The sequence below is a fragment of the Rhizobium sp. 0TCS1.26 genome, from assembly GCF_050455525.1.
In the GTDB taxonomy this organism is placed as follows: Bacteria; Pseudomonadota; Alphaproteobacteria; order Rhizobiales; family Rhizobiaceae; genus Neorhizobium.
The window spans coordinates 64,198-89,884 of sequence record NZ_JBCIYV010000002.1; the positions used below are offsets into that span (position 1 = coordinate 64,198).

Consider the following 25,687-nt stretch of genomic DNA (forward strand, 5'->3'; position numbering starts at 1 on the left):
ATCAGCCCTTCATCATATTGATGTCTTCGACCGCGATGGAGCCGCGGTTGCGGTAGAAGACCACGAGAATTGCCAGACCGATCGCCGCTTCCGCCGCCGCGACGGTGAGGATGAACAGCGCGAAGACCTGGCCGACGATGTCATTCAGGAAGGACGAGAACGCCACCATGTTGAGGTTGACCGAGAGCAGGATGAGCTCCACCGACATCAGGATGATGATGACGTTCTTGCGGTTGAGAAAGATGCCGAAGATGCCGAGCGTGAAGAGGACGGCGCTGACGGTCAGGTAGTGAGAAAGTCCGATTTCCATTTTCGCTGTTCCTTGATCGCGCGCTCAGAGACCCTGGCCCGGCTTGACCTTGACCACTTCGACGGCCGTTGCCGGCGTCCGGGCGACCTGCTTGGAGATATCCTGGCGCTTGATGTTCTCCCGGTGACGCAGCGTCAGCACGATCGCGCCGATCATCGCCACGAGAAGCACGAGGCCGGCCACCTGGAAGAAGTAGACGTAGTTCGTATAGAGCACGTCGCCGAGTGCCGCGGTGTTGGTGCGGTCGGCAGGCGACGGGATCGGCATGGTGATCGACTGGGCGGCTTCCGGCGTCAGCACTGCGCCGCCGACGACGACGATCAGTTCAGCCGCAAGAATCAACCCCACCAGCGCGCCGACCGGCGCATATTGAAGGAAGCCCGAGCGTAGCTGGCCGAAGTCAATGTCGAGCATCATGACGACGAAGAGGAAGAGGACCGCCACCGCGCCGATGTAGACGACGAGCAGGATCATCGCCAGAAATTCGGCGCCGGTCAGCAGGAACAGGCCCGCAGCGTTGAAGAACACCAGGATCAGGAAGAGCACGGAATGCACCGGGTTCCTGGCCGAGATGACCATGAACGCCGACGCCACCGCGACGAAGGCGAACAAATAGAAGAAAACAGCCTGCAAACCCATGGTGGTGCCTTTTCGTCTTCCCCGGCGAGGTTTGTCGAGAACCCCTCACCGTCAAAACCTGGCGGTCGTTCACCGGCCAGGCATATACTTGATCCGAGATCCGGCACCCGGGCGGGCGCCGGCAGTTCCATTCATCAACGGTACGGCGAGTCCTGCGCGATGTTGCGCGCGATCTCGCGTTCCCACCGGTCGCCGTTGTCGAGCAGCCGCTGCTTGTCGAAGTACAGCTCCTCGCGAGTCTCGGTCGAGAACTCGAAGTTCGGACCCTCGACGATCGCATCCACCGGGCAGGCTTCCTGGCAGAAGCCGCAATAGATGCACTTCACCATGTCGATATCGTAACGCACCGTGCGGCGCGTGCCGTCATTGCGGCGCGGACCGGCCTCGATGGTGATGGCCTGGGCCGGACAGATCGCCTCGCACAGCTTGCAGGCAATGCAGCGTTCCTCGCCGTTCGGATAGCGGCGCAGCGCATGCTCTCCACGGAAGCGCGGCGAGACCGGGCCCTTCTCGAACGGGTAGTTGATGGTCGCCTTCTGCTTGAAGAAGTAGCGCATCGACAGGAAGAACGCCGAAACGAACTCCTTCAAAAACAGCGAACTGACCGATTGTGCCAGACTTGCCATTGTTATTCTCCAGTTAAGCCGCGCGGCGGCGCCAGATCAGGCGCCGGCCGTCAGCTTGATGACGAATGCAGTGATGATGACCATGGCGAGCGACAGCGGCAGGAACACCTTCCAGCCGAGACGCATGAGTTGGTCATAGCGGTAGCGCGGAACGAAGGCTTTCACCATGGCGAACATGAAGAAGACGAAACCGGCCTTCAGGATGAACCAAATGATGCCCGGGACCCAGTTGAGGATCCAGACGTCGACCGGGGGCAGCCAGCCGCCAAGGAAGAGGATGGTCGTCAGCGAGCAGATGAGCAGGATGGCGGCGTATTCGCCAAGCATCAGCATCATGTACGGGGCGGACGAGTACTCGACCATGTAACCGGCGACGAGTTCCGATTCGGCTTCCGGAAGGTCGAAGGGCGGACGGTTGGTTTCGGCCAGACCCGAAATGAAGAAGATGATGAACATCGGGAACAGCACCAGCCAGTGCCAGTCGAGGAAGGAGGCCGGCAGGCCGACGGCCGTGCCGATACCCGTCGTCTGGGCATTGACGATGTCCGTGAGGTTCAGCGATCCGACGCAGAGCAGGACGGTTACGATGACGAAGCCGATCGAGACTTCGTAGGAGACCATCTGTGCCGCCGAGCGCAGCGCGCCGAGGAACGGATACTTCGAGTTCGACGCCCAGCCCGACATGATGACGCCGTAGACTTCCAGCGACGAGATGGCGAAGACGTAGAGGATGCCGACATTAATGTTGGCAATCACCCAGTTCTGGTTGAGCGGAATGACCGCCCAGGTGGCGAGCGCCAGGGTAACCGAGACGAGCGGCGCCAGCAGGAAGACGCCCTTGTTGGCGCCGGCCGGGATGATCGGCTCCTTGAAGACGAACTTCAAAAGGTCGGCGAACGACTGGAACAGGCCGAAGGGACCGACGACGTTCGGGCCACGGCGCAGCTGGACGGCTGCCCAGATCTTGCGGTCAGCGAGCAGGATGTAGGCGATGAAGACCAGCAGGCAGACGAGCAGCAACAGGGACTGTCCGATCATGACGATCGCCGGCCAGAGATAGGTCGAGAAGAAGCTGTCCATGTGTCTGAGCCTTTACTCTGCCGCAGCCTTGAAGTTGTTGCGGGCCAGTGCCGAACACTCGGCCATCACGGCCGAAGCACGTGCGATCGGGTTCGTCAGATAGAAGTCTTTGATCGGCGACGCAAACACGGACTTGGTCAAGCTCACCGGTTTTTTCGAGAGCGTTGCAATCTGGTCTGCGCTGCCGGGAGCGATTTCGTCCAGCGCCTTGAAGTGCGGATGAGCCGCATAGAGCCTCTGGCGCAGCTGCGACAGCGAATCATAGGGCAGCTTCTTGCCGAGCACGTCGGAGAGCGCGCGGATGATCGCCCATTCCTCGCGGGCTTCGCCCGGTGCGAAGCCGGCGCGGTTGCCCATCTGGACGCGGCCTTCTAGGTTGACCCAGGTGCCCGACTTTTCCGTGTAGGCGGCGCCTGGCAGGATGACGTCGGCCTGGTGCGCCCCGGCATCGCCGTGGCTGCCGATGTAGACGGTGAAGCGTGCGTGCTTGGAGGCAAACTCCATCTCGTCGGCGCCGAGCAGGAACAGCACGTCCATCGAGCGCAGCATGGTGGCGGCGTTGGCGCCGTTCGGACCCGGCACGAAGCCGAGGTCCAGACCACCGACGCGCGATGCGGCGGTGTGCAGGACGCCAAAGCCGTTCCAGCCTTCGGTGATGGCACCGACGGTCTGCGCCAGCGAGGCCGCAGCAGCAATGACGCTATCGCCGTCATCGCGGGTCAGCGCGCCGGAGCCGACGATGATCATCGGGTTCTTGGCATTGCGCAGCGTTTCGACGAAGGCGTGCGAACCGCCGACCAGGTCGTTCAGCGTGTCCGGGCCAGCACCGAGATAGCTGTACTGGTAGCGCAGGTCGCCGGCTTCGCCGATCACGCCGATCGGGAAGTTGCCGCGCCGCCAGCGCTTGCGGATGCGGGCGTTGAGCACCGAGGCTTCAAAGCGCGGGTTGGCGCCGATGAGCAGCAGCGCGTCGGCGTCTTCGATACCCTGGATGGTCGGGTTGAAGATGTAGCTGGCGCGACCGAGCGAAGGATCGAGCTTGGCACCGTCCTGGCGGCAGTCCATGTTTTCCGAGCCGAGCGAACCGAGCAGTTCCTTCAGCGCGTACATCTCTTCGACGGAGGCGAGATCGCCGGCGATGGCGCCGACGCGGGCGCAGGTCGTCGAGGCCACGGCCGTCTTGATGGCCGAGAAGGCTTCAGCCCAGGTTGCCGGCTGCAGGCGGCCGTCACGGCGCACGTAAGGCCGGTCGAGACGCTGGCTCTTCAGTCCGTCCCAGATGAAACGGGTCTTGTCGGAGATCCACTCCTCGTTCACCTGCTCGTTGACGCGCGGCATGATGCGCATGACTTCGCGGCCACGGGTATCGACGCGGATCGCCGAGCCGACGGCATCCATAACGTCGATCGATTCGGTCTTGCCGAGTTCCCACGGACGGGCGGTGAAGGCGAACGGACGCGAGGTGAGCGCACCGACCGGGCAGAGGTCGATGACGTTGCCCTGCAGCTCGGATGTCATGGCGTGTTCGAGATAGGTGGTGATCTCGGCATCCTCGCCGCGACCGATCAGGCCGAGCTCGGAAATGCCGCCGACTTCCGTCGTGAAGCGGACGCAGCGCGTGCAGTGGATGCAGCGGTTCATCACCGTCTTCACCAGCGGGCCGATATACTTGTCTTCGACGGCGCGCTTGTTTTCGGTGTAGCGCGATGCGTCCATGCCGAAGGCCATCGCCTGGTCCTGCAGGTCGCACTCGCCGCCCTGGTCGCAGATCGGGCAATCCAGCGGATGGTTGATCAGCAGGAATTCCATCACGCCTTCGCGGGCCTTCTTGACCATCGGCGTGTTGGTGAAGATTTCCGGCAGCTCGCCGTTCGGGCCGCCGCGCACGTCGCGCACACCCATGGCGCAGGAGGCAGCCGGCTTCGGCGGTCCACCCTTCACCTCGATCAGACACATGCGGCAGTTTCCGGCCACCGAGAGGCGTTCATGGAAACAGAAGCGCGGCACTTCGGCGCCGGCTTCCTCACACGCCTGCAACAGCGTGAAGTGATCCGGAACCTCGATCTCTTTACCGTCAACCTTGAGCTTTACCATCGTCACTTACGTCCTGTTTCCAGTCCCCTGCCCTCTTGCGGAGGGTTTGGCGACACATTCCGTCACCGCAGCAGTGCCTTTGCCTGCGCGATCCAATTGTCTTTCGCAATGCGGCCATCGAGCCCCAGCTCACGGTCGAAATGCTCCACGTCCTTGTCCGACCAGGCCGCGATGTCCCGGTAGAGCCGGACGTCCATGCCGTTCAGCAGGCTTTCCAGCTTCGGGCCGATGCCCGAGATCTTCTTCAGGTCGTCGGCAGCCTTTGACGACCGGCGGGGCTTGCGCTTCTCGCCGGCCTTTTCGGCCACCGCCGCCGTCGTCGGCTCGGCGAGCCGCTTGCCAGGCTTGGCCGCGACCGACTTGGCCTTGACCGGCTTCGCCTTCGCGACGGCACTTGGCGCGGGCGCTGCCGGAGACGCCGGAGCGTCGGACGGCGCGGGCTCCTCGGCCGCTTCCGGCTTCGGCGAACCGGCTTCCGGCCTGGCGCCGGTGGCTTCCATCGCCGCCTGCATCATGCCGAAGAACAGATTTGCGAACTGCGCCGTCACGGCCATGCCGGCCGCGGTCGCCGCCGCCATCATCTCCATCGGATTGACCGGCGCGCTGTCGGCAAAGGGCAAGGTGAAGCCGAGCGATGGCTTTTCAGCCGCTTTCGGATCCTTGCCCTGGTCGCCGTCGCCGGTCATTTGCCTTACTCCGCTGCCTCCAGCACCGCGCCTTCGCGGGTGGCATTTGCCGTGTACTGATCGATGCGCTTTTCGATTTCCGGGCGGAAGTTGCGGATCAGGCCCTGGATCGGCCATGCGGCCGCATCGCCCAGAGCGCAGATGGTGTGCCCTTCGATCTGCTTCGTCACCTGGAACAGCATGTCGATCTCGCGCTTCTGCGCGTTGCCCCTCACCATACGCTCGACGACGCGCATCATCCAGCCGGTGCCTTCACGGCAGGGCGTGCACTGGCCGCAGCTCTCATGCTTGAAGAAGGCTGCGATACGCCAGATCGCCTTGATGATGTCCGTCGACTTGTCCATAACGATCATGCCGCCGGTGCCGAACGAGGACTTCACCTCGCGCATGCCGTCAAAGTCCATGATCGCATCCGCCATGTCCTCGCCCTTGACGACCGGACAGGATGCGCCACCCGGGATGACCGCAAGGAGATTGTCCCAGCCGCCGCGAATACCACCGCAGTGGCGGTCGATCAACTCGCGGAACGACAGGCCCATGGCTTCTTCGAAGGTGCACGGCTTGTTGACGTGGCCGGAGACCATGAACAGCTTGGTGCCGACATTGTTGGCGCGGCCGATCGACGAGAACCAGGCGCCGCCGCGGCGCAGGATGGTCGGCGCAACGGCAATCGATTCGACGTTGTTGACGGTCGTCGGGCAGCCGTAGAGACCCATATTGGCCGGGAACGGCGGCTTCAGGCGCGGCTGGCCCTTCTTGCCCTCGAGGCTTTCGAGCAGCGCGGTCTCCTCGCCGCAGATGTAGGCGCCGGCGCCGTGGTGGACGTAGATGTCGAAATCCCAGCCGCACTTGTTGTTGCCGCCGAGAAGACCGGCATCGTAGCACTCGTCGATCGCGGCCTGCAGCGCTTCACGCTCGCGCATGTATTCGCCGCGCACGTAGATGTAGGCGGTGTGGGCGCCCATTGCGAAGCCGGCGATGACGCAGCCCTCGATCAGCGTATGCGGATCGTGGCGCATGATATCGCGGTCCTTGCAGGTACCGGGCTCGGATTCATCGGCATTGACGACAAGGTAGTGCGGACGGCCGTCGGACTCCTTCGGCATGAACGACCACTTGAGACCGGTCGGGAAGCCGGCGCCACCACGACCACGAAGACCGGAGGCCTTCATCTCGTTGATGATCCAGTCACGACCCTTCTCGATGATCTGCTTCGTGCCATCCCAGTGGCCACGGCTCATCGCGCCCTTCAGAGACTTGTCCTTGAGGCCGTAGATGTTGGTAAAGATGCGATCCTGATCTTTCAACATGATCTATTCCACCAGTCCGCCGCCCTCACCGGGCCGGCTCTTCGAATTCATCGGGCGCCCGAGACCGGGCACGGTCCAGACCGGGATCACTCGCCGGTTTCGGACGTCGTCTTCTTGCGCGTTCTCTTCGGCTTTGCCGTTCCGGCGATCTCGCTGCCTTCGGCCGGTGCGCCTTCGGCAGTGCTGCCGACGGCCTTCGGATCCGGATCGGACGCCTTGGTGCCGGACAGCGGCTGGGCTTCGGCAGCCTTGACGTTCTGCTCGGCGGCGGCCGGAGCGGTTGCCGGCGTCTTCAGCGACGCATCGGTTTCCGGCGCGGTATCCTTCGGACGGCCCGCATCGGCCGGCGGCACGCTGACGGCTGCAGCCGGCGCTTCCGGCTGGGCGTCGAGGTTGGTGCGGACGGGCCTGATCTCTTCGGTCAGCGTCACCGGCGCGCCTTCCGGCGCCGAGGTGTTGCGATCGATCTGCGGGCCGGTTCTGACGTCGGCGCCGTTGCCTGCCTCGAACGCGTCGATAATTTCTTCCAGACGCTCCGGCGTCAGGTCTTCATAGGCATCCTTGAAGATCATCACCATCGGCGCGTTCACGCAGGCGCCCTGACATTCGACTTCTTCCCAGGACAGCGTGCCAGACGCATTCTGGACCAGCGGATCGTGGTGGATCTTGCGGCGGCAGACGTCCATCAGCGCTTCGGAACCGCGCAGCATGCACGGCGTGGTGCCGCAGACCTGGATATGGGCGCGCGTGCCGATCGGCTTCAGCTGGAACTGGGTGTAGAAGGTCGCCACTTCGAGCACGCGGATGAACGGCATGTCGAGCTTCTGGGCGACGAACTCGATCGCCGCACGGGTGACCCAGCCGTCCTGTTCCTGGGCGCGCATCAGCAGCGGGATAACCGCCGACTGCTGGCGACCCTCGGGATATTTGCGGATCGTCGCCTCAGCCCACACCGCATTATCGGTGGAGAAGGCAAAGGCTGCCGGCTGGACTTGATCTTCGGCTAGTCGACGAACGGACATTCTTTCTCACGCCTTATCAATTGATCGATGCACAACGCGTCTTCGCGACATTGACGAATTCGCAGGCATAGCCCGACGTGCCCTTCTGCATGAAGACAATCAGCTTCGATCCATTGGGCACGGCAGACTTGATTTCATACTCCCGGGAGAGAAGTTCCGCCATGGTGGCATCCGCCCCGCCGCGCGACGCCGTGTCGACCGGACCGGTCTGCGACTGCGCGACGGCAGGCAGAGCGGCGGCGACAAGGCCAGCGCTGAGGACGAGACGACGCATCAGCGGTCAACCTCTCCGAACACGATGTCGAGCGAGCCGAGCACCGCCGACACGTCGGCGAGCTGGTGGCCGCGGCAGATGAAGTCCATGGCCTGCAGATGCGCATAGCCCGGAGCGCGGATCTTGCAGCGATACGGCTTGTTGGTGCCGTCGGCGATGAGATAGACGCCGAATTCGCCCTTCGGCGCTTCGACTGCCGCGTAGACCTCGCCTTCCGGCACGTGGAAACCTTCGGTGTAGAGTTTGAAGTGGTGGATCAGCGCTTCCATCGACCGCTTCATCTCACCGCGCTTCGGCGGCACCACCTTGCCGTCGACCGAAGAGATCGGGCCGGTCTTGGCATCAGACAGCAGGCGGTTGACGCACTGCTTCATGATCTTCACCGATTCGCGCATTTCGATCATGCGGATCAGGTAGCGGTCGTAGCAGTCGCCGTTCTTGCCGATGGCGATGTCAAAATCGAGGTCCGCGTAGCACTCGTAAGGCTGCGACTTGCGCAGGTCCCACTTGGCACCGGATCCTCGCACCATGACGCCGGAGAAGCCCCAGGCCCAGGCGTCTTCGAGCTTCACCACGCCGATGTCGACGTTGCGCTGCTTGAAGATGCGGTTGTCGGTGATCAGTTCGTCGATGTCGTCGAGCGCCTTCGGGAAGGCGTCGCACCACTTGCCAATGTCTTCGACCAGCTCGACCGGCAGATCCTGGTGGACGCCGCCGGGACGGAAATAGGCGGCGTGCATGCGCGAGCCCGAGGCGCGCTCATAAAACACCATCAGCTTCTCGCGCTCCTCGAAGCCCCAGAGCGGCGGCGTCAGCGCGCCGACGTCCATCGCCTGCGTCGTGACATTGAGCAGATGCGACAGGATGCGGCTGATTTCGGAATAGAGGACGCGGATCAGCTGACCGCGGATCGGCACGCCGATGCCGAGCAGCTTTTCGATCGCCAGACAGTAGGCGTGCTCCTGGTTCATCGGCGCGACGTAATCCAGCCGGTCGAAATAGGGCAGCGCCTGAAGATAGGTCTTGGCTTCAATCAGCTTTTCGGTACCCCGGTGAAGGAGGCCGATATGCGGATCGACGCGCTCGACGATTTCGCCGTCCAGTTCCAGAACCAGACGCAGCACGCCATGCGCGGCCGGATGCTGGGGTCCGAAATTGATGTTGAAGTTGCGGACGTTGTGTTCTGTCATCTTAGCGCTCCGCGCATCGAGGCAACAGCCATCAGGCAGTAGCCATTAGGGCATTTATTCACTCGTGCGACCATTCCGTTCATCCTGCAAACTGCGGATCAGCGACCACAGCATTTTCCCGACTCCGTCGCTTAGCGATATCGACTTGACCACCCGTCGTTCCAACATCAGGGCGAGCCGTACGCTCAGGAGCAAATGCGTTTCCAACTCTTTCAGAGAGCCTTGAGCTATCTTCAAATGCTGTACATATGCACCTGTCGAATGTCGTCCGTAACCTTCCGCAATATTCGCCGGCACAGAGACCGCCGCCCGCTTGATCTGCGAACCAAGCCCGTAGGTTTCGTTCGCAGGAAGGTCACGTGAGAGCTCGTAACTCTCCACCGCAAGATCCATCGCGCGTTGCCACACCTTCAGGTCCCGGTAAGAGTTGATCGTCGTAATGCTCCTTGTTGCTACTGCCTACTGCCTACTGCCTACTGCCTTACGGCTGCTTGGCCTTCTCGTCACCCGGCAGCACATAGTCGGTGCCTTCCCAGGGGCTCAAGAAGTCGAAGCTGCGGAATTCCTGGCGAAGTTCGACGGGTTCGTAGACGACGCGCTTGGCGCTGTCGTCATAGCGAACTTCGACGAAACCAGTCAGCGGGAAATCCTTGCGCAGCGGATGCCCCTCGAAACCATAGTCGGTGAGGATGCGGCGCAGATCCGGATGGCCGGTGAACAGGATGCCGTAGAGATCCCAGGCTTCGCGCTCGAACCAGTCGGCGCCCGGATAGACGGCGCAGGCGGACGGCACAGCTTCGTCTTCGGCGACCTCGACCTTGATGCGCACGCGCATGTTCTGGCGCGGCGACAGGAGGTGGTAGACGACGTCGAAGCGACGCTCGCGCTGCGGCCAGTCGACGCCGCAGATATCGACGAAGTTGATGAAGCCCGCCTCCGCATCGTCGCGCAGGAAGGTCAGCAGCTGGATCAGCTTGTCGGCTTCGACCTTCAGCGTCAGTTCGCCGAAGGAGATGGTGGCGGATTCGACCAGACCCGGCCGCACTTCGGCCAGGTAGGAAGCGAATTCGTTCAGGGCTTCACTCATCACTCTGTCCTTGCCCTTTAGCGCTCGATCGTTCCGGTGCGACGGATCTTCTTCTGCAGCAGAAGCACGCCGTAAAGCAGTGCTTCTGCCGTGGGGGGACAGCCCGGCACATAGATGTCCACCGGCACGACGCGGTCGCAGCCACGCACCACCGAGTAGGAATAGTGGTAGTAGCCGCCGCCATTGGCACAGGAGCCCATGGAGATGACGTAACGCGGCTCCGGCATCTGGTCATAGACCTTGCGCAGCGCCGGCGCCATCTTGTTGGTCAGCGTGCCGGCGACGATCATCACGTCGGACTGGCGCGGCGAGGCGCGCGGCGCGAAGCCGAAACGCTCGACGTCGTATCGCGGCATCGACAGCTGCATCATCTCGACGGCGCAGCATGCGAGACCGAAGGTCATCCACATCAGCGAGCCGGTACGGGCCCAGTTGATCAGTTCGTCGGTCGAGGTGACGAGAAAGCCCTTGTCGGCGAGTTCGTTGTTGATCTCGCCGAAGAACGCGTCGTCGCTGCCGATCGGCTTGCCGGTGGCGGGATCGATGATCCCCTTGGACTGCGGCGCGACCAGGGTCGTAGTGCGATCTGCTACTCCCATTCCAGCGCTCCTTTCTTCCATTCATAGATAAAGCCGATGGTCAGCACGCCGAGGAAGACCATCATGGACCAGAAGCCGAACCAGCCGATCTCCCCGAACGACACGGCCCAGGGGAACAGGAAGGCGACCTCGAGGTCGAAAATGATGAACAGGATCGATACCAGGTAAAAGCGAATGTCGAACTTCATACGCGCATCGTCGAAGGCGTTGAAGCCGCACTCATAGGCGGACAGTTTCTCCGGATCCGGCGACTTGTAGGCCACAGCGAACGGCGCGATCAGAAGCGCCAAGCCGATCACGAGGGAAATGCCTATGAAAATCGCGATCGGGACATAGGAACTGAGAAGTTCTGTCATGGTATTCGATCCCTGCTTGCCAAGCGGTGCCGGGCGGCACAAAAGCGAATGCGCGGCAAGCGAACGTGCATTGCAACAAGCCGTGACTAGCGCAGGCGTGACCCGGGCGCAAGACATTTTCAGAGCCTGCTCCCGCACCAAAATGACACAGACCGCGACACTTGCCACGTAGACACAGAGACCGGCCCTGGAACCCGCCACCGTGTCGAAACGCGCACCGCATCCGGTGATGAAGACCCGGGTGCGCGACCGATGCGAAGCCTGTCAGCGCCCTGCCAAGAAAACCTTGCCCCGGCACGGCGCCCCGCCCTCAGCGGAGATAAGAAGCCGTTGCGGGCCTCGCAACGACATCCACCGTACAGACCGGCTGCAGATCTTTTAGCGGAAGCTTACGCAAAACGCACCTATTGCATGGCGGCATTGGCACAATCGCCTGTGTTGGCGGTTGGGCGGCGGCAACAAGGAGGAAGTCACATGACCAGCCAGGAGAAAATCAGCACCGGCGCCAACGATCGCTCGCGGGACGCCTCGATCGCGCAATCGGCAGAAGGCCTGCCGGACGACAGCGGTACGACGATGCCGGTAGACGACACGGAGGTAGAGGCGGTCCGCCGCAAGCTCGGCGCCGGCGGAGGAGCAGACCAGGGAGCCGGCAGCGACCAGCAGGACGCGCGGCAGGCGCTGAAGCGGCAGGTGGACGAAGAAATCAAGGCGTCCGAGCGAGGCTCCGAGTAGCGACCGGCATCGGTGCGGGCGGCGGCGGCGAACGCTCCGCCGCCCAGACCATTCGAAGGCAGTGTGCGTGGGAACTAGCGAGCCTGCTTGTCACGGGGCGTCTGCGCTTCGCCGGGCTGCTGCTCCAGACCCTTGCCCTCGGCTTCGCCCTGCTTCAGGTCTCGGTCCGAACCGATTCGCTCCAGCCCTGCGTCCTTCACGTCGAGCGATCCGCCGGTGGTCGTGGATTTGTTGTCTCGGTCTGCCATGATTCTATCGATCCTCCGTTGCTGTTCGGAGAACCAACCGCCCGCAGCCATCGATGTTCCGGACGAAGATCGCCCGGATGGCTGGAAGACAGATGTGGGATGGGGACTTCTGGGGGGAGGTAACCAGGCGAGGAATGGCGCGAGTGACGGGGCTCGAACCCGCGACCTCCGGCGTGACAGGCCGGCACTCTAACCAACTGAGCTACACCCGCGCATTTCAAAGGGGCGAAAACCGGCCCCGCCGACCGGCATAACCAGTCGATGAGCGGGTCTCTAAGGGGTTCGCCGATGGGTGTCAAGCGGCTTCGAAGACAAAACCGTGACGGAAGAAAATTTGCACAGACCACGCCTCCCCCGCCCGCTTCGCGCCTGGGGATTTCCACGTCGAGGCGGCCTGGCAAAGCCCGTGCGCCACAGGCATTTCCGCCAGACCGGCGGCGCTGCCACTCAAAAAAAATCGCATTTGGCCATAAATACTCTTGCGTCTTTTCCGCGATCCGCATAGATCACGGCCACCGACGCGGCGGACTTGATCCGGCCAGCGAGCGGGCGATTAGCTCAGTTGGTAGAGCGCCTCGTTTACACCGAGGATGTCGGCGGTTCGAGTCCGTCATCGCCCACCATTCTTTTCTCATTGATGAATTGATCGATGTCTGGCGGCGACTGATGGTTATCTGGGCCATCTCGACGGTCCGATCGTTTGGCACACAGCTTCTGCGCTAGATCCTCTGGCCGGCCAACTCTTCCACAGGTGGATAGATCTGCAAGGATCGCCGGCCTTTGCCGCTGAGATGACGCTGTTGAAGCTCCCGAGCGGAGAATTCGGTACGTTCGATTCGCCTTTCTCGCGTTCCATTCGGGCTGGACACTGCCCGTCCCGTCTGCCAAAAGCCCCGCCGGGGGCGCGACCGCCGTTATCTTTAGAACGGGGTCGGGCGGCAGATTGACGTCACGTTGCTGACACGAGACCACGTGGCCGCCCCCACTCCCCTTCACATACGACCCACCGACTGGCTGACGACTCGCAGACGCCACCTGCGATGTGGATAGGCCTGTCGGAAGTGCACCCCTTCAGAGCTGCAGCGCGTCGCGATTGTCGAGATACCACTCGACGAAAGCCCGGACCCCCTGCTCCAGCCCGGTTTCCGGCTTGCCGCCGGTCAGCGCCACCAGCAGGTCGGGGCTGGCATAGGTGCGCGGCACGTCACCCTGCTGCATCGGCAGCAGTTTCTTGGCTGCCGGGCGGCCCATCACCTTCTCGATGGTCTCGACGAAGTCCAGCAGGCCTACCGGCTGACCGCCGCCGACATTGACGACCCGGTAGGGCGCCTGGCGCGACAGCGTGTCGGTGACACCCGCCGTCTCCACCCGGTTGGTCTCGTTCGGCACCACCTTCGACAGGGCGATGATGCCGGAGATCAAGTCGTCGATGTAGGTGAAGTCGCGGCTCATCCTGCCTTCGCCGTAGATCTCGATCTCCTCGCCCTCCAGCATCGCCTTGACGAACTTGAAGAGCGCCATGTCCGGACGACCCCAGGGGCCGTAGACGGTGAAGAAGCGGAATGCGGTGGTCGGTACCTTGTGCAGATGCGCATAGGCATGCGCCATCAGCTCGGTGGATTTCTTCGTAGCAGCATAGAAGGTCAGTGGCTCGTCGGCACGGTCGGCCTCGGCGAACGGGATCTTGTCATTGGCGCCGTAGACGGACGAGGTGGAGGCAAGCATCAGGTGGCCGACGTTCACGCGCCGGGCAAGCTCCAGCACGTTCCAGGTCCCAACGAGGTTGGAATCGAGATAGGCCTTGGGGTTTTCGTTGCTGTAGCGGACGCCGGCCTGCGCGGCGAGGTGAACGAGCACGTCCGGCGTCCCCTCGTCCAGCACCGCCTCCAGCCGCGCCTGATCCTCCAGCATGCCGATCACCGGGCGGAAGCTTGGAAACTGCGCGAGCGCCGCGTGGCGGGCCTCCTTGAGCCGCAGATTATAGTAAGCGGTCATCCCGTCGAACCCGGTCACCCGATGCCCCTCCTCCAGAAGCCTGCGGGCAAGGTGAAATCCGATGAAGCCTGCGGTTCCGGTGATGAGGTAATGCATGGTCTGTCGCGCTCCGTCTGATGGCGGCGGATAGAAGACCATTCGTTCGGAGGATGCAACCTCTGCCTTGCCGCCGCCCGACGTGCAGCGGGCGGCCGGAACGCGGCTGCCGGAACAAAAAAGACCCGGCGCCAGGCACCGGGTCTCGAAGCTCGATTATGAAGATCGCCGCACAGCGGGCGCGGCAAAACAGCTTAGCTGTTGACGGCGTCCTTCAGGCCCTTGCCGGCCGAGAACTTCGGGACATTGCGGGCCGGGATATCGACTTCAGCGCCGGTCGAGGGGTTACGGCCCTTCGACGCTTCGCGGCGCGAAACGGAGAAGCTGCCGAAACCGGCGAGACGAATGTCACCACCGTTCTTGAGTTCAGCCTGGACGGTTTCAAACACGGCATCGACAGCCGATGCAGCATCAGCCTTGGAGAGTCCGGCCTTCTCGGCAACGGCGGATACCAATTCGTTCTTGTTCATGTTTCCACCCCTTTCAATGGGTTCACACACACGGATCAGTCGGGCGACTCTTGCCTTCGACGACCCCTTCGCAATCCCCAAAAGCTCCGGGATGGCCTGAAAAACAAGGGGGTTCGCGGTGTTTGCACAAAAAAGGCCGGCGAAATGCCGGCCTTTTTTTCATTCACGTGTCATTTCCACAGGCTGGCCCGGTCAGTGGGCGAGCGAAGCACCGTTGTCGTCGACGCCTTCGACGGTGGCGATCACCGGCGTTTCCACCGTGCCGTCCCATTCGATCGCCTCCGGCTGGCGCACCAGAGCATGCCTGATCACCTCGCCCATGCGGGATACCGGGATGATCTCCATGTTGTTCTTCACGTTATCCGGAATGTCCGCCAGATCCTTGGCGTTCTCTTCCGGGATCAGCACCTTCTTGATGCCGCCGCGAAGCGCTGCAAGCAGCTTTTCCTTCAGGCCGCCGATCGGCAGGACGCGACCACGCAGGGTGATTTCGCCCGTCATCGCAACGTTCTTGTCGACCGGGATACCGGTCATGATCGAAACGATGGCCGTTGCCATGGCGACACCGGCGGACGGTCCGTCCTTCGGGGTTGCGCCTTCCGGCACGTGGACGTGGATGTCCGACTTGTCGAAGCGCGGCGGCTCGATGCCGAAATCGACGGCGCGGGAGCGGACGTAGGACGCCGCTGCCGAAATCGATTCCTTCATCACTTCCTTCAGGTTGCCGGTGACCGTCATGCGGCCCTTGCCCGGCATCAGCACGCCTTCGATCGTCAGCAGTTCGCCCCCGACTTCCGTCCACGCCAGACCCGTCACCACGCCGACCTGATCCTCGCGTTCGGCTTCGCCATGGCGGAAGCGCGGCACGCCCAGGTAATCGTGGATGTTCTCAGCCGTGACCTCGATCGACTTCGCCTTGCCCTTGATGATCTCGGTGACCGCCTTGCGGGCGAGCTTCATCAGTTCGCGCTCGAAGTTACGAACACCGGCTTCGCGGGTGTACTGCTGGATGACCGCCATCAGCGCATCGTCGCTGACGGAGAATTCCTCCGGCTTCAACGCATGCTCCTTGATGGCCTTCGGCAGCAGGTGCCGCTTGGCGATCTCGCGCTTTTCTTCCTCGGTGTAGCCGGCGATCCGGATGATCTCCATGCGGTCCATCAGCGGCGCCGGGATGTTGAGCGTGTTGGCCGTGGTGATGAACATCACGTCCGACAGGTCGTATTCCACCTCCAGGTAGTGATCCATGAAGGTCGAGTTCTGCGCCGGGTCGAGCACTTCGAGCAGGGCCGACGACGGATCGCCACGATAATCCTGGCCCAGCTTATCGATCTCGTCGAGAAGGAACAGCGGGTTGGACTTCTTCGCCTTCTTCATCGACTGGATGACCTTGCCGGGCATCGAGCCGATATAGGTGCGGCGGTGACCGCGGATCTCGGCCTCGTCACGCACGCCGCCAAGCGCCATGCGCACATATTCGCGGCCGGTCGCCTTGGCGATCGACTGGGCGAGCGAGGTCTTGCCGACGCCCGGAGGACCGACGAGGCAGAGGATCGGCCCCTTGATCTTCGTGGCACGCGCCTGGACGGCCAGATACTCGACGATGCGCTCCTTGACCTTGTCGAGACCGAAGTGATCCTGCTCCAGGATTTTTTCGGCGTTGTTGAGGTCGGTCTTGATCTTCGACTTCTTGTTCCACGGAATGGTCAGCAGCCAGTCGAGATAGTTGCGCACGACGGTGGCTTCAGCCGACATCGGGCTCATCTGCTTCAGCTTCTTCAGTTCCGCATCCGCTTTTTCGCGGGCTTCCTTGGTCAGCTTGGTCTTGGAGATGCGCTCTTCCAGTTCGGCCATCTCGTCGCGGCCGTCTTCGCCGTCCCCGAGTTCCTTCTGGATCGCCTTCATCTGTTCGTTCAGGTAGTACTCGCGCTGGGTCTTCTCCATCTGGCGCTTGACGCGCGAGCGGATGCGCTTCTCGACCTGAAGAACCGAGATCTCGCCTTCCATGAAGCCGAGCGCCTTTTCCAGACGCAGCTTGACGGAAACCGTTTCCAGCATTTCCTGCTTTTCGGTGATCTTGATCGACAGATGCGAGGCGACCGTGTCGGCGAGCTTCGAGTAATCCTCGATCTGGCTTGCGGCGCCCACCACTTCCGGCGAGATCTTCTTGTTCAGCTTGACGTAGTTCTCGAACTCCGAAACCACCGAGCGCGACAGTGCCTCGACCTCGACCGGTTCTTCTTCCGGCTCGGACAGGACCTTTGCGTGCGCCTCGTAGAATTCCTCGCGGTCGGTATAGGTGTCGATCTCGGCGCGTGCGCGGCCTTCGACCAGAACCTTGACGGTGCCATCGGGCAATTTCAGAAGCTGAAGAACGTTGGCAACCGTGCCGACCTTGTGGATGGCGGACGGTGCCGGATCGTCGTCACCGGCATTGATCTGGGTGACGAGCATGATCTGCTTGTCCGAACCCATGACCTCTTCCAGCGCGCGAATGGATTTTTCGCGCCCGACGAACAGAGGTACGATCATGTGGGGGAAGACCACAATGTCGCGCAAAGGCAGGACCGGATAGGCTTCCCCGCCAGGTGCCGCAGACGCTGTATTCGTCATGTCATTTCCTTTCACTCGTCCCGTTTCCGGGGACCGGCCCAGTCAGTTGGCTGGACGCTTTCTTTCCTCCCTAAAGTGGAGGTTCAGAATGATGTTTTCAAGCCTTACGCGTCGCACGCACCGCCGTTGCGGCAGCCTCAACCTTGCGCCGGGAGGCTTACGCGTGACTGTCTCGGCCGACATTTTGCAGACCGTTCGGCCCGAGAAACAGCGCCCGGAAAAGGCTGCGACCGACCGGTCGGCAGTCGAGGCAGAGCCGCCGTCAGCTGCCATGCTGCCTATGCCAGCCGACATGTGACAGCCTCGCCTGAGCAACAGCCATCACCTGAAGCCGACAGGGCCAAGGGCACGATCGCGCCCCCGGCCTTGGCAAAGCTCGATCAGGCCGAAACGTTGGCCTTCTCGTCCTGGCGATCCGCGTAGATATACAGCGGACGGGCGGTGCCGCGAACCACGTCCTCGGAGATCACCACCTCCCGAACGCCTTCCAGCGTCGGAAGTTCGAACATCGTGTCGAGCAGGATCTTTTCCATGATCGAACGGAGGCCGCGGGCGCCGGTCTTGCGGGTGATCGCCTTCTTGGCGATTTCGCGCAGAGCGTCCTCGTGGAAGTTCAGTTCCACGTCTTCCATCTCGAACAGGCGCTGGTACTGCTTGACGAGCGCGTTCTTCGGCTCCGACAGGATCTGGATCAGTGCATCCTCGTCCAGATCTTCGAGCGTCGCCAGGACCGGCAGACGGCCGATGAATTCCGGGATGAGACCGAACTTCACCAGATCTTCCGGCTCAAGCTCGCGCAGCACTTCGCCAACCCGGCGCTCGTCCTGGGCGCGAACCGTCGCACCGAAGCCGATCGAGGTCTTTTCGCCGCGCGCCGAGATGATCTTGTCCAGTCCGGCGAACGCGCCGCCGCAGATGAACAGGATGTTCGTCGTGTCGACCTGCAGGAATTCCTGCTGCGGATGCTTGCGGCCGCCCTGCGGAGGCACGGAGGCAACGGTGCCTTCCATGATCTTCAGGAGCGCCTGCTGCACGCCTTCGCCCGACACGTCACGGGTAATCGACGGATTGTCAGACTTGCGGCTGATCTTGTCGACTTCGTCGATATAGACGATGCCGCGCTGCGCCCGCTCGACATTGTAGTCGGCCGACTGCAGGAGCTTGAGGATGATGTTCTCGACGTCCTCGCCGACATAGCCGGCTTCGGTCAGCGTCGTTGCATCAGCCATGGTGAAGGGCACATCGATGATGCGGGCCAGCGTCTGGGCGAGATAGGTCTTGCCGCAGCCGGTCGGACCGACAAGCATGATGTTCGACTTCGCCAGTTCCACGTCGCCATTCTTGGAGGCGTGCGCCAGGCGCTTGTAATGGTTGTGCACGGCGACGGAGAGGATCTTCTTCGCCTGCTTCTGGCCGATGACGTATTCATCGAGCACCTTGATGATATCCTGCGGCGTGGGTACGCCGTCACGGGATTTCACCATCGAGGTCTTGTTCTCCTCCCGGATGATGTCCATGCACAATTCGACGCATTCATCGCAGATGAACACCGTCGGTCCGGCAATCAGCTTGCGGACTTCGTGCTGGCTCTTACCGCAGAACGAACAATACAACGTATTCTTGGAGTCGCCGCCGTTGCTGCCGCTGACTTTGCTCATATCACTTCCCTTCCAGCACACCGCCCGTCATACGGGCGCGGACACTTCGTTCGCCGGCCGGCAAAGCCTCGCAGGAAGCTTTGCCCGCCGTGCTCCTGGGGTACTCTACCGGATGGAACCTGACGGCCCCGGCCCGGTGGCAACGAAAACCCCGTCCAGACCGCACGCTATGTCATAATGATTCAACACAGCATTAATAGGTACTATTAGCGCGTTCGCAGCCAGTTGAAACCCCTGTTTTCAGTCACAACGGGGTGACACCGGCGAAGCGGAAGCGTGGTCAGTCAGGCGTCGCGCCTTCAAGCTCGAGACGCGAGGTCAGGATCTTGTCGACCACACCCCAGGTGAGCGCTTCGTCCGAATCCATGAAGTGGTCACGGTCGAGGGTCTTTTCAATCTCCTCGTACGTGCGGCCGGTGTGCTTCACATAGACTTCGTTCAGTCGCTTTTTCATCTTCAATATGTCACGAGCGTGGCGTTCGATATCCGAGGCCTGACCCGAGAAACCGCCTGACGGCTGGTGCACCATGATGCGCGAGTTCGGCATGGCAAATCGCATGCCCTTCTCACCGGCGGCGAGCAGCAGCGAACCCATGGAGGCGGCCTGGCCGACGCACAGCGTCGAAACGGCCGGCTTGATGAACTGCATCGTGTCGTAGATCGCCATGCCGGCAGTGACGACGCCACCCGGCGAATTGATGTAGAGGGCGATTTCCTTCTTCGGATTCTCGGCTTCGAGGAACAGAAGCTGGGCGCAGACGAGCGAGGCCATATGGTCTTCCACCGGACCGGTGAGGAAGATGATCCGCTCTTTCAGCAGGCGCGAGTAGATATCGTAGGAGCGCTCGCCGCGGTTGGTCTGCTCGACGACCATCGGCACCAGGGCCATAGCGGTATCAACGGGGTTTCTCATGGTGTTCCTTTGTTTCAACAGGCGCTGACGGCTGAATCGCGCCAGGAATCGTCTCAATCGGTCAGCTTCCTACATAGAGTGTCGGAGCACCGCACTTCAAGACGCAGAGGCCGATATCCTTAACTGAGCATGGCCGCTCTCGGTCCTAGATAGGAAGCACCTCGAAAATCTGCAATCCACCCGTCCTGACAGCTGAAACGCGGTTCCTGTACGGCAGGATCAGGAGGGTTGGAGTAAGGCGATTCCTCGCCAGCGAACCAAGAAGCCGAGCAGCGGTGCGAACCAGCGGGCAGCCAATCCCTCCGCCGAGCGGCGGCTCCAGCCCTTGCCCTTGGCCATCCCATCGGCCACACTCGCACAGCAACAGATCCGGAGGCGACCATGCGCACCCATTCGATCCCGGCCATTACGGCGCTTATTTCGGGGCTTCTCCTCTCTTCATCTGCATGCCTTGCCCAGCAGGCATCCGACATAATCGCACCCGAGCGGGCGACAGCGACGAGCACCGCCAAGCGCAGCGAGGCGAAGCGCTTCATGGTCGCCGCCGCCAATCCGCTGGCGGCCGAAGCCGGCCGCGAGATCCTCGCCCAGGGCGGCAATGCCATCGACGCCATGGTTGCCGTGCAGACGGTGCTCGGCCTGGTCGAACCGCAGAGCTCCGGCCTCGGCGGCGGCGCCTTCCTCGTCTACTACGACGCCGCCCAACAGAAGCTGACCACCTTCGACGGGCGCGAGACGGCGCCGATGGAGGTAACGCCCAAGCTATTTCTCGACGACAAAGGCCAGCCGCTGAAGTTCATGGATGCGGTGGTCGGCGGCCGCTCGGTCGGCACGCCGGGCACCGTGCGGCTGCTCGATACTGTCCACAAACGCTACGGCAAGCTTGGTTGGGAGACGCTGTTTGCGCGGGCGCAGACGCTCGCCACCGACGGCTTTGCCGTCTCGCCGCGTCTGGCAGGGCTGGTCGCCACCGAGGGCGACAAGCTGAAACGCTATGACGGGCCGAAGGGCTATTTCTTCGACGCTGCCGGCGCGCCGCTGAAGGCCGGCACCGTGCTGAAGAACCCCGACTACGCGCAGACGCTGAAGACGATCGCCGCCGGCGGAGCGGACGCCTTCTACACAGGGCCGATCGCCGAAGGCATCGTCAGAAGCGTGCGCGGGGCGGTCGGCAATCCCGGCGTGCTGTCGCTGACCGACCTTGCCAACTACCGGATCAAGGAACGCGAGCCGGTCTGCGCCGCCTACCGGGCGCTCGACGTCTGCGGCATGGGACCGCCCTCGTCGGGTGCGGTGGCCATCGGCCAGATGCTTGGCATGCTCGAGAACTTCGATCTGAAGGCGCTCGGTGCGCAGAACGTCGACAGCTGGCGGCTGATCGGCGACGCCCAGCGCCTCGCCTTTGCCGACCGCGAAAGATATCTCGCCGATACCGACTTCGTCCCCTCGCCGATCAAGGGCCTCATGAAGAAGGACTATCTCGGCGAGCGCGCGCGTCTGCTCGATGGTGACAAGGCGCTGACGACCGATCAGGTAAAGGCCGGCGAGCCGACCTGGGATCATGCGATGCTGTTCGGCCGCGATGCCGCAATCGAGCTGCCGTCGACAAGCCATTTCGTCATCGTCGATGCCGACGGCAATGTCGTGTCGATGACCACCACCATTGAAAACGGGTTCGGTTCGCGGCTGATGACCGGCGGGTTCCTGCTCAACAACGAGCTCACCGACTTCTCCTTCAAGACGCATGACGGCTCGCTACCGGTCGCCAACCGCGTGGAACCGGGCAAGCGGCCGCGCTCGTCGATGGCGCCGACCATCGTCATGAAGGACGGCAAGCCGCTGCTCGCCATCGGCTCACCAGGCGGCAGCCAGATCATCGGCTACGTGGCGCAGGCGCTGATCGCCTATATCGACTGGGGCATGCCGGTCGAAGCAATCGTCGCCCAGCCGCACCTGATCAACCGTTTTGGCAAATACGACATCGAGGCCGGCACGGCGGCGGAGACATTCGCCGAACCGCTGAAGGCGCTTGGCTACGAGGTGAACCCGACCGAAATGAACTCGGGGCTGCAGGCAATCGAGATCACAGCCAACGGTCTTGCCGGCAGTGCCGATCCACGGCGCGAAGGCATTGCGGTCGGTGAATGACGCTCGAAATCGGCTTCTGCTTGTCGCGCGGATGGTCTAGGCATCGGGCATGACCGACATGTCCGATTTCCTCCGCATCGATCCCACCAACCGCCGCGTCTCCCTGGATGCCCGCGATCCGCGTTTCTACGGCGATCCGAACGCCACCTACGCGGAGCTGCATGCGCAGGCTCCGACCTTCTACTGGGAAGAGCAGAAGCAATGGTTCTTCTGCGGCTACGACCAGGTCAACGCGCTGCTGCGCGACAGGCGTTTCGGACGACAGATCCTGCATATCGCCAGCCGCGAGGAACTTGGCCTGCCCGAACCCGCCGCTCATACTCGCAACTTCGACCTTGCAGAGCGTCACTCGCTGCTGGAGATCGAGCCCCCCGAACACACGCGGTTGCGGACGCTGGTCAACCGTGCCTTCGTCTCGCGCCATGTCGAGAAGATGAGCGGCGAGATCGAGACGCTCGCCAACCGGCTGATCGACCGGTTCGTGGATGCGGGCGAGACGGAACTGCTGTCGAGCTTTGCCGACATCATTCCGGTGACGATGATCGCCCGGATGATCGGCATTCCGGAGGAGATGGGACCGCAGCTCCTGAGGTGGAGCCACGACTATGTCGGCATGTACATGTTCAAGCGCAGCCGCGCCGACGAGGACGCCGCCGACCGGTCCGCAGCAGAATTCGCCGCCTATGTGAAGACGGTGATCGCCGGGCGCCGCGAAAAGCCGCGCGACGACCTGCTCAGCCACATGATCCACACCGAGCACAAGGGCCAGTATCTCACCGAGGACGAGCTGGTCTCGACGACCATCGTGCTGCTGAATGCCGGTCATGAGGCGACGGTGCACCAGATCGGCAATTCGGTTCGGGCGATCCTCGACAGCGGATGCGATCCCGCAGAGCTGTTCAAGGACGCGGCAACGACCGAGCGGACGGTGGAGGAGACGCTGCGGCTCTGCGCTCCCGTACACATTTTCCAGCGCTGGGCGCTCGAGGATGTCGAGGTCGACGGCGTGTCGTTCCGGCGCGGCGACAAGGTGAGCCTGATCCTCGCCGCCGCCAATCTCGACCCGAGCAAATTTGCCGATCCGCTGACGTTCCGGCCGGAGCGCACCGATGGCGCCAACTTAAGCTTCGGCGCCGGCATCCACTTCTGCATCGGCGCGCCGCTGGCGCGTCTGGAGCTCAACCTCGCCCTGCCGCTGCTATTCCGGCGCCTGCCCGGCTTGCGCCTTGCCGCCACGCCCGTGGTCAAGGACGTCTATCATTTCCACGGGCTGGAACGGCTGGATCTCAGCTGGCGATAGACTGCGGCGCGCCGTAGCGGGCGGCCGGGTTCTTCAGTGACAGATGCGGCCCGAGGGCGGTGCGGGCGGCGTGAAGGCTATCGAGCAGACCTGCGTCGGAAAGCGACGGGATGGTCAGCACCTCCCCCTGATCGAAACCGGCAAGCGCGGCATCGACCATGTCGGTCGCCTCCATCACCATGTCCGGGTTGAGATTGTCCATGGACGAGCCGACCCGATCGAAAATCTCGGTGCGGGTCAGGCCCGGCAGGATCGCCTGGATGCGCACGCCGGTATCCTTCAGGTCCGCAGCCAGCGATTCCGTCAGGCTGAGCATGAAGGCCTTGGTGCCGCTGTAGGTGCCGTTGAAGATTTCCGGGGCCAGCGCGACGACCGAGGCCGTATTGATGATCGCGCCAGCCTTGCGGGCGACGAAGATCTGCGCAGCGGCAACCGCCAGACGGTTGGCGGCGACGACGTTCAGGGCCACCATGCGGTCGAGATAGTCGAGGTCGTTGGAGAGCAGCGGACCGTTCGGCCCGACGCCGGCATTGTTGACGAACAGCACGATCGCCGGATCGGAGCGGAGACGCTCCTCCACCTTCAGCACGTCGCTCCGCTCGACCAGATCGGCCTCGAGTGTATCGACGGAGATGCAGTACTGAGCGGAGAGTCGGCTCTTGGCAGCGGTCAGTCTCTCGCGATCTCGGGCGACCAGCACCAGATCGTAGCCGCGCCGGGCCAGGCGATCCGCATAGACAGAACCGATGCCCGATGAGGCGCCGGTGATAAGAGCAGTTCCGAGCGTTGACGACATTTCCATCTCCTGGGATTTGATTTACTGGTATATGCCACTAAATGGGAAAGGGTGCAAACGCTTTCCATCGAGCTGCATCGGCGAGTCGCCAATGCCTTGATGGACAACGCCGTGGCGCCTAAAGCGTGGAGACGGCACCGTAATGGAGACGATCATGATCAAGCAGCACCAAGGTGTCTGGGAGTTCTGTACCCACAGCGCAGTGCGCCGCGCGGCGCGGCAGCTGGGTCAGCTCTACGACGGCATGATGGGTGACGCCGGTTTGCGCGGCACGCAGTTCTCGTTGCTGACACAGATCCTCCAGCTGGAGATGCCGACGCAGAAGATGCTGGCCGACGCGCTGGTGATGGATCTTTCGGCGCTCGGCCACACGCTGAAGCCGCTGATCCGCGACGGGCTGGTGGAACTGGTCGTCGATGAAAAGGACCGCCGGGCCAAACGGGTGCGGTTGACGCAGGACGGGATCCGGCAGCAGCAGGCCATGCTGGCCGACTGGGAGCGGGTGCAGGCGCGCTTCGACGCAGCCTTCGGCAAACAGAAATCGCAGGAGCTTCGCCAGGCGCTGGCCTTCATCGCCTCGCCCGAGTTCGCCAAGGCGTTTCGCGAGGAGACGTGAGGGCTTGGCGATCGGCAATCACAGAGTCCGGCCAGAGGGTTCGGCCAATGCGTTGAGGAACGACGTCCGGTGCGCCTCCCTTCCCGACGGCGGCACTCTCCTGGCCGTTCTTTGCCGATCTGCCGGGCCCGTGTATAGTCACAGCAATATCAAAAAGCCCATCGGAGCCGACGATGCGCCACGTGACGGTTGATGAAGCGAAGACAATGTTCGACGAACTGATCACCCTGGTGCGCGAGGGTGAAACCGTCGTCCTCACGGAGGGCGGCGTGAGCGTCGTCGAGCTCAAAGCCGCGCCGGCGGCGAGGAAGCCCGTCGACATGGAAGCGCTGAAACGCGATCTGACGGAACTGCGGGCCTCTATGCCTACTTTCACCGCCGAGGAGCTTGCCGAATATCGGCGTGAAGGCCAGAAAGGCTGATGCGCTACATCATCGACGCTTCGGTCACTGCGTCATGGCTGCTGCCGGACGAGAACGTGCCGGCGGCCCAAGTGATTCTCGACAAGCTCGCCTTCGCAGACGGTCTTGTGCCGGCGCTCTGGCTCTACGAGGTGACCAACATCTGTGTCATGGCGTTCCGGCGGGGCAGACTATCTCAGCACCAACTCACCGACGCGCTCAACCGGATGGACAGGCTGCCGATCAAAGTCGAGACGGACATCCCGCTTCTGCCTATCCGCTATCTTGCCGAGCGCTACGCACTGACGATCTATGATGCCGCCTATCTGGAACCGGCGCTGCGGCTCGACGGGCAGCTTGCGACGTTCGACAAGGCGCTCGCCGCCGCAGCGCTCGCCAACGGCGTTCTCGCCCGCGCCTGATCG

At 62.6% G+C, this 25,687-nt stretch carries 26 protein-coding genes, 2 tRNA genes and 1 pseudogene; 7 read left to right on the forward strand and 22 right to left on the reverse strand.

Going from position 1 to position 25,687, the window contains the following annotated elements:
• Position 1: 1 nt before the first annotated feature.
• From nuoK to AAIH46_RS07410, 14 genes and pseudogenes are all read right to left on the reverse strand, one after another.
• Positions 2-310, reverse strand: a complete 309-nt coding sequence (nuoK, locus tag AAIH46_RS07345) for an NADH-quinone oxidoreductase subunit NuoK (RefSeq protein ID WP_430305102.1) — start codon at positions 308-310, stop codon at positions 2-4.
• A 24-nt stretch (positions 311-334) separates the two neighbouring features.
• Positions 335-949: an NADH-quinone oxidoreductase subunit J gene (locus AAIH46_RS07350; protein ID WP_430305104.1), complete on the reverse strand. Its 615-nt coding sequence runs from the start codon at positions 947-949 to the stop codon at positions 335-337.
• 134 nt (positions 950-1,083) lie between these two features.
• Complete coding sequence (nuoI, locus tag AAIH46_RS07355; RefSeq protein WP_430305105.1) at positions 1,084-1,575, reverse strand: NADH-quinone oxidoreductase subunit NuoI; 492 nt, start codon at positions 1,573-1,575, stop codon at positions 1,084-1,086.
• Positions 1,576-1,611: 36 nt separating this feature from the next.
• Positions 1,612-2,655, reverse strand: a complete 1,044-nt coding sequence (nuoH, locus tag AAIH46_RS07360; RefSeq protein ID WP_430305106.1) for an NADH-quinone oxidoreductase subunit NuoH — start codon at positions 2,653-2,655, stop codon at positions 1,612-1,614.
• Between the two features lie 12 nt (positions 2,656-2,667).
• Positions 2,668-4,749, reverse strand: coding sequence for an NADH-quinone oxidoreductase subunit NuoG (gene nuoG / locus AAIH46_RS07365; RefSeq protein ID WP_430305108.1), 2,082 nt, complete (start codon positions 4,747-4,749; stop codon positions 2,668-2,670).
• A gap of 62 nt (positions 4,750-4,811) precedes the next feature.
• Positions 4,812-5,435 (reverse strand): hypothetical protein, encoded by a 624-nt coding sequence (locus AAIH46_RS07370; protein ID WP_430305109.1) that lies wholly within the window; start codon positions 5,433-5,435, stop codon positions 4,812-4,814.
• Between the two features lie 5 nt (positions 5,436-5,440).
• On the reverse strand, positions 5,441-6,745 hold the full coding sequence (gene nuoF, locus AAIH46_RS07375) for an NADH-quinone oxidoreductase subunit NuoF (RefSeq protein ID WP_430305110.1): 1,305 nt from the start codon (positions 6,743-6,745) through the stop codon (positions 5,441-5,443).
• A 113-nt stretch (positions 6,746-6,858) separates the two neighbouring features.
• Positions 6,859-7,767 (reverse strand): annotated as a pseudogene (gene nuoE, locus AAIH46_RS07380) (NADH-quinone oxidoreductase subunit NuoE); the annotation flags it as partial.
• 16 nt (positions 7,768-7,783) lie between these two features.
• Positions 7,784-8,041 carry a hypothetical protein gene (locus tag AAIH46_RS07385; protein ID WP_430305111.1) on the reverse strand — a complete coding sequence of 86 codons (258 nt, stop codon included), beginning with the start codon at positions 8,039-8,041 and terminating at the stop codon, positions 7,784-7,786.
• Complete coding sequence (locus tag AAIH46_RS07390) at positions 8,041-9,231, reverse strand: NADH-quinone oxidoreductase subunit D (RefSeq protein ID WP_430305113.1); 1,191 nt, start codon at positions 9,229-9,231, stop codon at positions 8,041-8,043. Before AAIH46_RS07390 ends, AAIH46_RS07385 begins: the two co-directional genes overlap by 1 nt.
• Before the next feature lie 54 nt (positions 9,232-9,285).
• Positions 9,286-9,672, reverse strand: coding sequence for a four helix bundle protein (locus AAIH46_RS07395; protein ID WP_430306513.1), 387 nt, complete (start codon positions 9,670-9,672; stop codon positions 9,286-9,288).
• A 40-nt stretch (positions 9,673-9,712) separates the two neighbouring features.
• The gene (locus AAIH46_RS07400; RefSeq protein WP_430305115.1) at positions 9,713-10,318 is read right to left on the reverse strand and encodes an NADH-quinone oxidoreductase subunit C; all 606 of its coding nucleotides are present in this window, start codon (positions 10,316-10,318) and stop codon (positions 9,713-9,715) included.
• 17 nt (positions 10,319-10,335) lie between these two features.
• Complete coding sequence (locus tag AAIH46_RS07405; protein ID WP_430305116.1) at positions 10,336-10,917, reverse strand: NuoB/complex I 20 kDa subunit family protein; 582 nt, start codon at positions 10,915-10,917, stop codon at positions 10,336-10,338.
• Positions 10,908-11,273: an NADH-quinone oxidoreductase subunit A gene (locus AAIH46_RS07410; RefSeq protein ID WP_430305117.1), complete on the reverse strand. Its 366-nt coding sequence runs from the start codon at positions 11,271-11,273 to the stop codon at positions 10,908-10,910. The genes AAIH46_RS07405 and AAIH46_RS07410 overlap by 10 nt, the downstream gene beginning before the upstream one ends.
• Positions 11,274-11,747: 474 nt before the next feature.
• On the opposite strand from AAIH46_RS07410, the gene AAIH46_RS07415 reads away from it, so the two are divergent.
• Positions 11,748-12,008 carry a hypothetical protein gene (locus AAIH46_RS07415; protein WP_430305119.1) on the forward strand — a complete coding sequence of 87 codons (261 nt, stop codon included), beginning with the start codon at positions 11,748-11,750 and terminating at the stop codon, positions 12,006-12,008.
• Positions 12,009-12,082: 74 nt separating this feature from the next.
• Here the strand turns inward: AAIH46_RS07415 and AAIH46_RS07420 are convergent, their stop codons facing one another.
• Together AAIH46_RS07420 and AAIH46_RS07425 are read right to left on the reverse strand one after the other, a co-directional pair.
• Positions 12,083-12,256: a hypothetical protein gene (locus AAIH46_RS07420; RefSeq protein WP_430305120.1), complete on the reverse strand. Its 174-nt coding sequence runs from the start codon at positions 12,254-12,256 to the stop codon at positions 12,083-12,085.
• A gap of 135 nt (positions 12,257-12,391) precedes the next feature.
• Positions 12,392-12,468, reverse strand: a tRNA-Asp gene (locus AAIH46_RS07425).
• A 335-nt stretch (positions 12,469-12,803) separates the two neighbouring features.
• On the opposite strand from AAIH46_RS07425, the gene AAIH46_RS07430 reads away from it, so the two are divergent.
• Positions 12,804-12,879 (forward strand) — tRNA-Val (locus AAIH46_RS07430).
• A gap of 448 nt (positions 12,880-13,327) precedes the next feature.
• Here the strand turns inward: AAIH46_RS07430 and AAIH46_RS07435 are convergent.
• The 5 genes from AAIH46_RS07435 to clpP form a co-directional block, all read right to left on the reverse strand.
• Positions 13,328-14,347: an NAD-dependent epimerase/dehydratase family protein gene (locus AAIH46_RS07435; protein WP_430305121.1), complete on the reverse strand. Its 1,020-nt coding sequence runs from the start codon at positions 14,345-14,347 to the stop codon at positions 13,328-13,330.
• A gap of 194 nt (positions 14,348-14,541) precedes the next feature.
• On the reverse strand, positions 14,542-14,817 hold the full coding sequence (gene hupB, locus AAIH46_RS07440; RefSeq protein ID WP_430305122.1) for a DNA-binding protein HupB: 276 nt from the start codon (positions 14,815-14,817) through the stop codon (positions 14,542-14,544).
• Positions 14,818-15,009: 192 nt separating this feature from the next.
• Positions 15,010-17,430: an endopeptidase La gene (gene lon / locus AAIH46_RS07445; RefSeq protein WP_430305123.1), complete on the reverse strand. Its 2,421-nt coding sequence runs from the start codon at positions 17,428-17,430 to the stop codon at positions 15,010-15,012.
• A gap of 380 nt (positions 17,431-17,810) precedes the next feature.
• Positions 17,811-19,088 (reverse strand): ATP-dependent Clp protease ATP-binding subunit ClpX, encoded by a 1,278-nt coding sequence (clpX, locus tag AAIH46_RS07450; protein WP_430305125.1) that lies wholly within the window; start codon positions 19,086-19,088, stop codon positions 17,811-17,813.
• A gap of 280 nt (positions 19,089-19,368) precedes the next feature.
• On the reverse strand, positions 19,369-20,001 hold the full coding sequence (gene clpP, locus AAIH46_RS07455; RefSeq protein ID WP_430305126.1) for an ATP-dependent Clp endopeptidase proteolytic subunit ClpP: 633 nt from the start codon (positions 19,999-20,001) through the stop codon (positions 19,369-19,371).
• Between the two features lie 381 nt (positions 20,002-20,382).
• Here clpP and ggt point away from each other — a divergent pair, with 381 nt between their 5' ends.
• The gene (ggt, locus tag AAIH46_RS07460; protein ID WP_430305127.1) at positions 20,383-22,149 is read left to right on the forward strand and encodes a gamma-glutamyltransferase; all 1,767 of its coding nucleotides are present in this window, start codon (positions 20,383-20,385) and stop codon (positions 22,147-22,149) included.
• 49 nt (positions 22,150-22,198) lie between these two features.
• Positions 22,199-23,449, forward strand: a complete 1,251-nt coding sequence (locus AAIH46_RS07465; protein WP_430305129.1) for a cytochrome P450 — start codon at positions 22,199-22,201, stop codon at positions 23,447-23,449.
• Here the strand turns inward: AAIH46_RS07465 and AAIH46_RS07470 are convergent.
• Entirely contained in the window at positions 23,436-24,251 is an 816-nt protein-coding gene (locus AAIH46_RS07470; protein WP_430305130.1) for an SDR family NAD(P)-dependent oxidoreductase, read from the reverse strand. The genes AAIH46_RS07465 and AAIH46_RS07470 overlap by 14 nt on opposite strands.
• Before the next feature lie 148 nt (positions 24,252-24,399).
• Here AAIH46_RS07470 and AAIH46_RS07475 point away from each other — a divergent pair, with 148 nt between their 5' ends.
• From AAIH46_RS07475 to AAIH46_RS07485, 3 genes are all read left to right on the forward strand, one after another.
• Complete coding sequence (locus AAIH46_RS07475; RefSeq protein ID WP_430305131.1) at positions 24,400-24,861, forward strand: MarR family winged helix-turn-helix transcriptional regulator; 462 nt, start codon at positions 24,400-24,402, stop codon at positions 24,859-24,861.
• 173 nt (positions 24,862-25,034) lie between these two features.
• Entirely contained in the window at positions 25,035-25,283 is a 249-nt protein-coding gene (locus AAIH46_RS07480; protein ID WP_430305133.1) for a type II toxin-antitoxin system Phd/YefM family antitoxin, read from the forward strand.
• Positions 25,283-25,684, forward strand: a complete 402-nt coding sequence (locus tag AAIH46_RS07485) for a type II toxin-antitoxin system VapC family toxin (RefSeq protein ID WP_430305134.1) — start codon at positions 25,283-25,285, stop codon at positions 25,682-25,684. The genes AAIH46_RS07480 and AAIH46_RS07485 overlap by 1 nt, the downstream gene beginning before the upstream one ends.
• The last annotated feature ends 3 nt before the right edge of the window (positions 25,685-25,687 follow it).

Bases quoted from the DNA above. Each gene is read 5' to 3' on its own strand.
- AAIH46_RS07405 (WP_430305116.1), bottom strand. From the start codon at position 10,917: ATGGGAGTAGCAGATCGCACTACGACCCTGGTCGCGCCGCAGTCCAAG.
- nuoG (WP_430305108.1), bottom strand. From the start codon at position 4,749: ATGGTAAAGCTCAAGGTTGACGGTAAAGAGATCGAGGTTCCGGATCAC.
- hupB (WP_430305122.1), bottom strand. From the start codon at position 14,817: ATGAACAAGAACGAATTGGTATCCGCCGTTGCCGAGAAGGCCGGACTC.
- AAIH46_RS07415 (WP_430305119.1), top strand. From the start codon at position 11,748: ATGACCAGCCAGGAGAAAATCAGCACCGGCGCCAACGATCGCTCGCGG.
- ggt (WP_430305127.1), top strand. From the start codon at position 20,383: ATGCGCACCCATTCGATCCCGGCCATTACGGCGCTTATTTCGGGGCTT.
- AAIH46_RS07420 (WP_430305120.1), bottom strand. From the start codon at position 12,256: ATGGCAGACCGAGACAACAAATCCACGACCACCGGCGGATCGCTCGAC.
- AAIH46_RS07480 (WP_430305133.1), top strand. From the start codon at position 25,035: ATGCGCCACGTGACGGTTGATGAAGCGAAGACAATGTTCGACGAACTG.
- AAIH46_RS07475 (WP_430305131.1), top strand. From the start codon at position 24,400: ATGATCAAGCAGCACCAAGGTGTCTGGGAGTTCTGTACCCACAGCGCA.
- nuoF (WP_430305110.1), bottom strand. From the start codon at position 6,745: ATGTTGAAAGATCAGGATCGCATCTTTACCAACATCTACGGCCTCAAG.
- AAIH46_RS07485 (WP_430305134.1), top strand. From the start codon at position 25,283: ATGCGCTACATCATCGACGCTTCGGTCACTGCGTCATGGCTGCTGCCG.
- AAIH46_RS07390 (WP_430305113.1), bottom strand. From the start codon at position 9,231: ATGACAGAACACAACGTCCGCAACTTCAACATCAATTTCGGACCCCAG.
- AAIH46_RS07400 (WP_430305115.1), bottom strand. From the start codon at position 10,318: ATGAGTGAAGCCCTGAACGAATTCGCTTCCTACCTGGCCGAAGTGCGG.
- AAIH46_RS07370 (WP_430305109.1), bottom strand. From the start codon at position 5,435: ATGACCGGCGACGGCGACCAGGGCAAGGATCCGAAAGCGGCTGAAAAG.
- nuoI (WP_430305105.1), bottom strand. From the start codon at position 1,575: ATGGCAAGTCTGGCACAATCGGTCAGTTCGCTGTTTTTGAAGGAGTTC.
- AAIH46_RS07470 (WP_430305130.1), bottom strand. From the start codon at position 24,251: ATGGAAATGTCGTCAACGCTCGGAACTGCTCTTATCACCGGCGCCTCA.
- AAIH46_RS07350 (WP_430305104.1), bottom strand. From the start codon at position 949: ATGGGTTTGCAGGCTGTTTTCTTCTATTTGTTCGCCTTCGTCGCGGTG.
- AAIH46_RS07435 (WP_430305121.1), bottom strand. From the start codon at position 14,347: ATGCATTACCTCATCACCGGAACCGCAGGCTTCATCGGATTTCACCTT.
- nuoH (WP_430305106.1), bottom strand. From the start codon at position 2,655: ATGGACAGCTTCTTCTCGACCTATCTCTGGCCGGCGATCGTCATGATC.
- lon (WP_430305123.1), bottom strand. From the start codon at position 17,430: ATGACGAATACAGCGTCTGCGGCACCTGGCGGGGAAGCCTATCCGGTC.
- AAIH46_RS07465 (WP_430305129.1), top strand. From the start codon at position 22,199: ATGACCGACATGTCCGATTTCCTCCGCATCGATCCCACCAACCGCCGC.
- clpX (WP_430305125.1), bottom strand. From the start codon at position 19,088: ATGAGCAAAGTCAGCGGCAGCAACGGCGGCGACTCCAAGAATACGTTG.
- AAIH46_RS07385 (WP_430305111.1), bottom strand. From the start codon at position 8,041: ATGCGTCGTCTCGTCCTCAGCGCTGGCCTTGTCGCCGCCGCTCTGCCT.
- clpP (WP_430305126.1), bottom strand. From the start codon at position 20,001: ATGAGAAACCCCGTTGATACCGCTATGGCCCTGGTGCCGATGGTCGTC.
- AAIH46_RS07410 (WP_430305117.1), bottom strand. From the start codon at position 11,273: ATGACAGAACTTCTCAGTTCCTATGTCCCGATCGCGATTTTCATAGGC.
- nuoK (WP_430305102.1), bottom strand. From the start codon at position 310: ATGGAAATCGGACTTTCTCACTACCTGACCGTCAGCGCCGTCCTCTTC.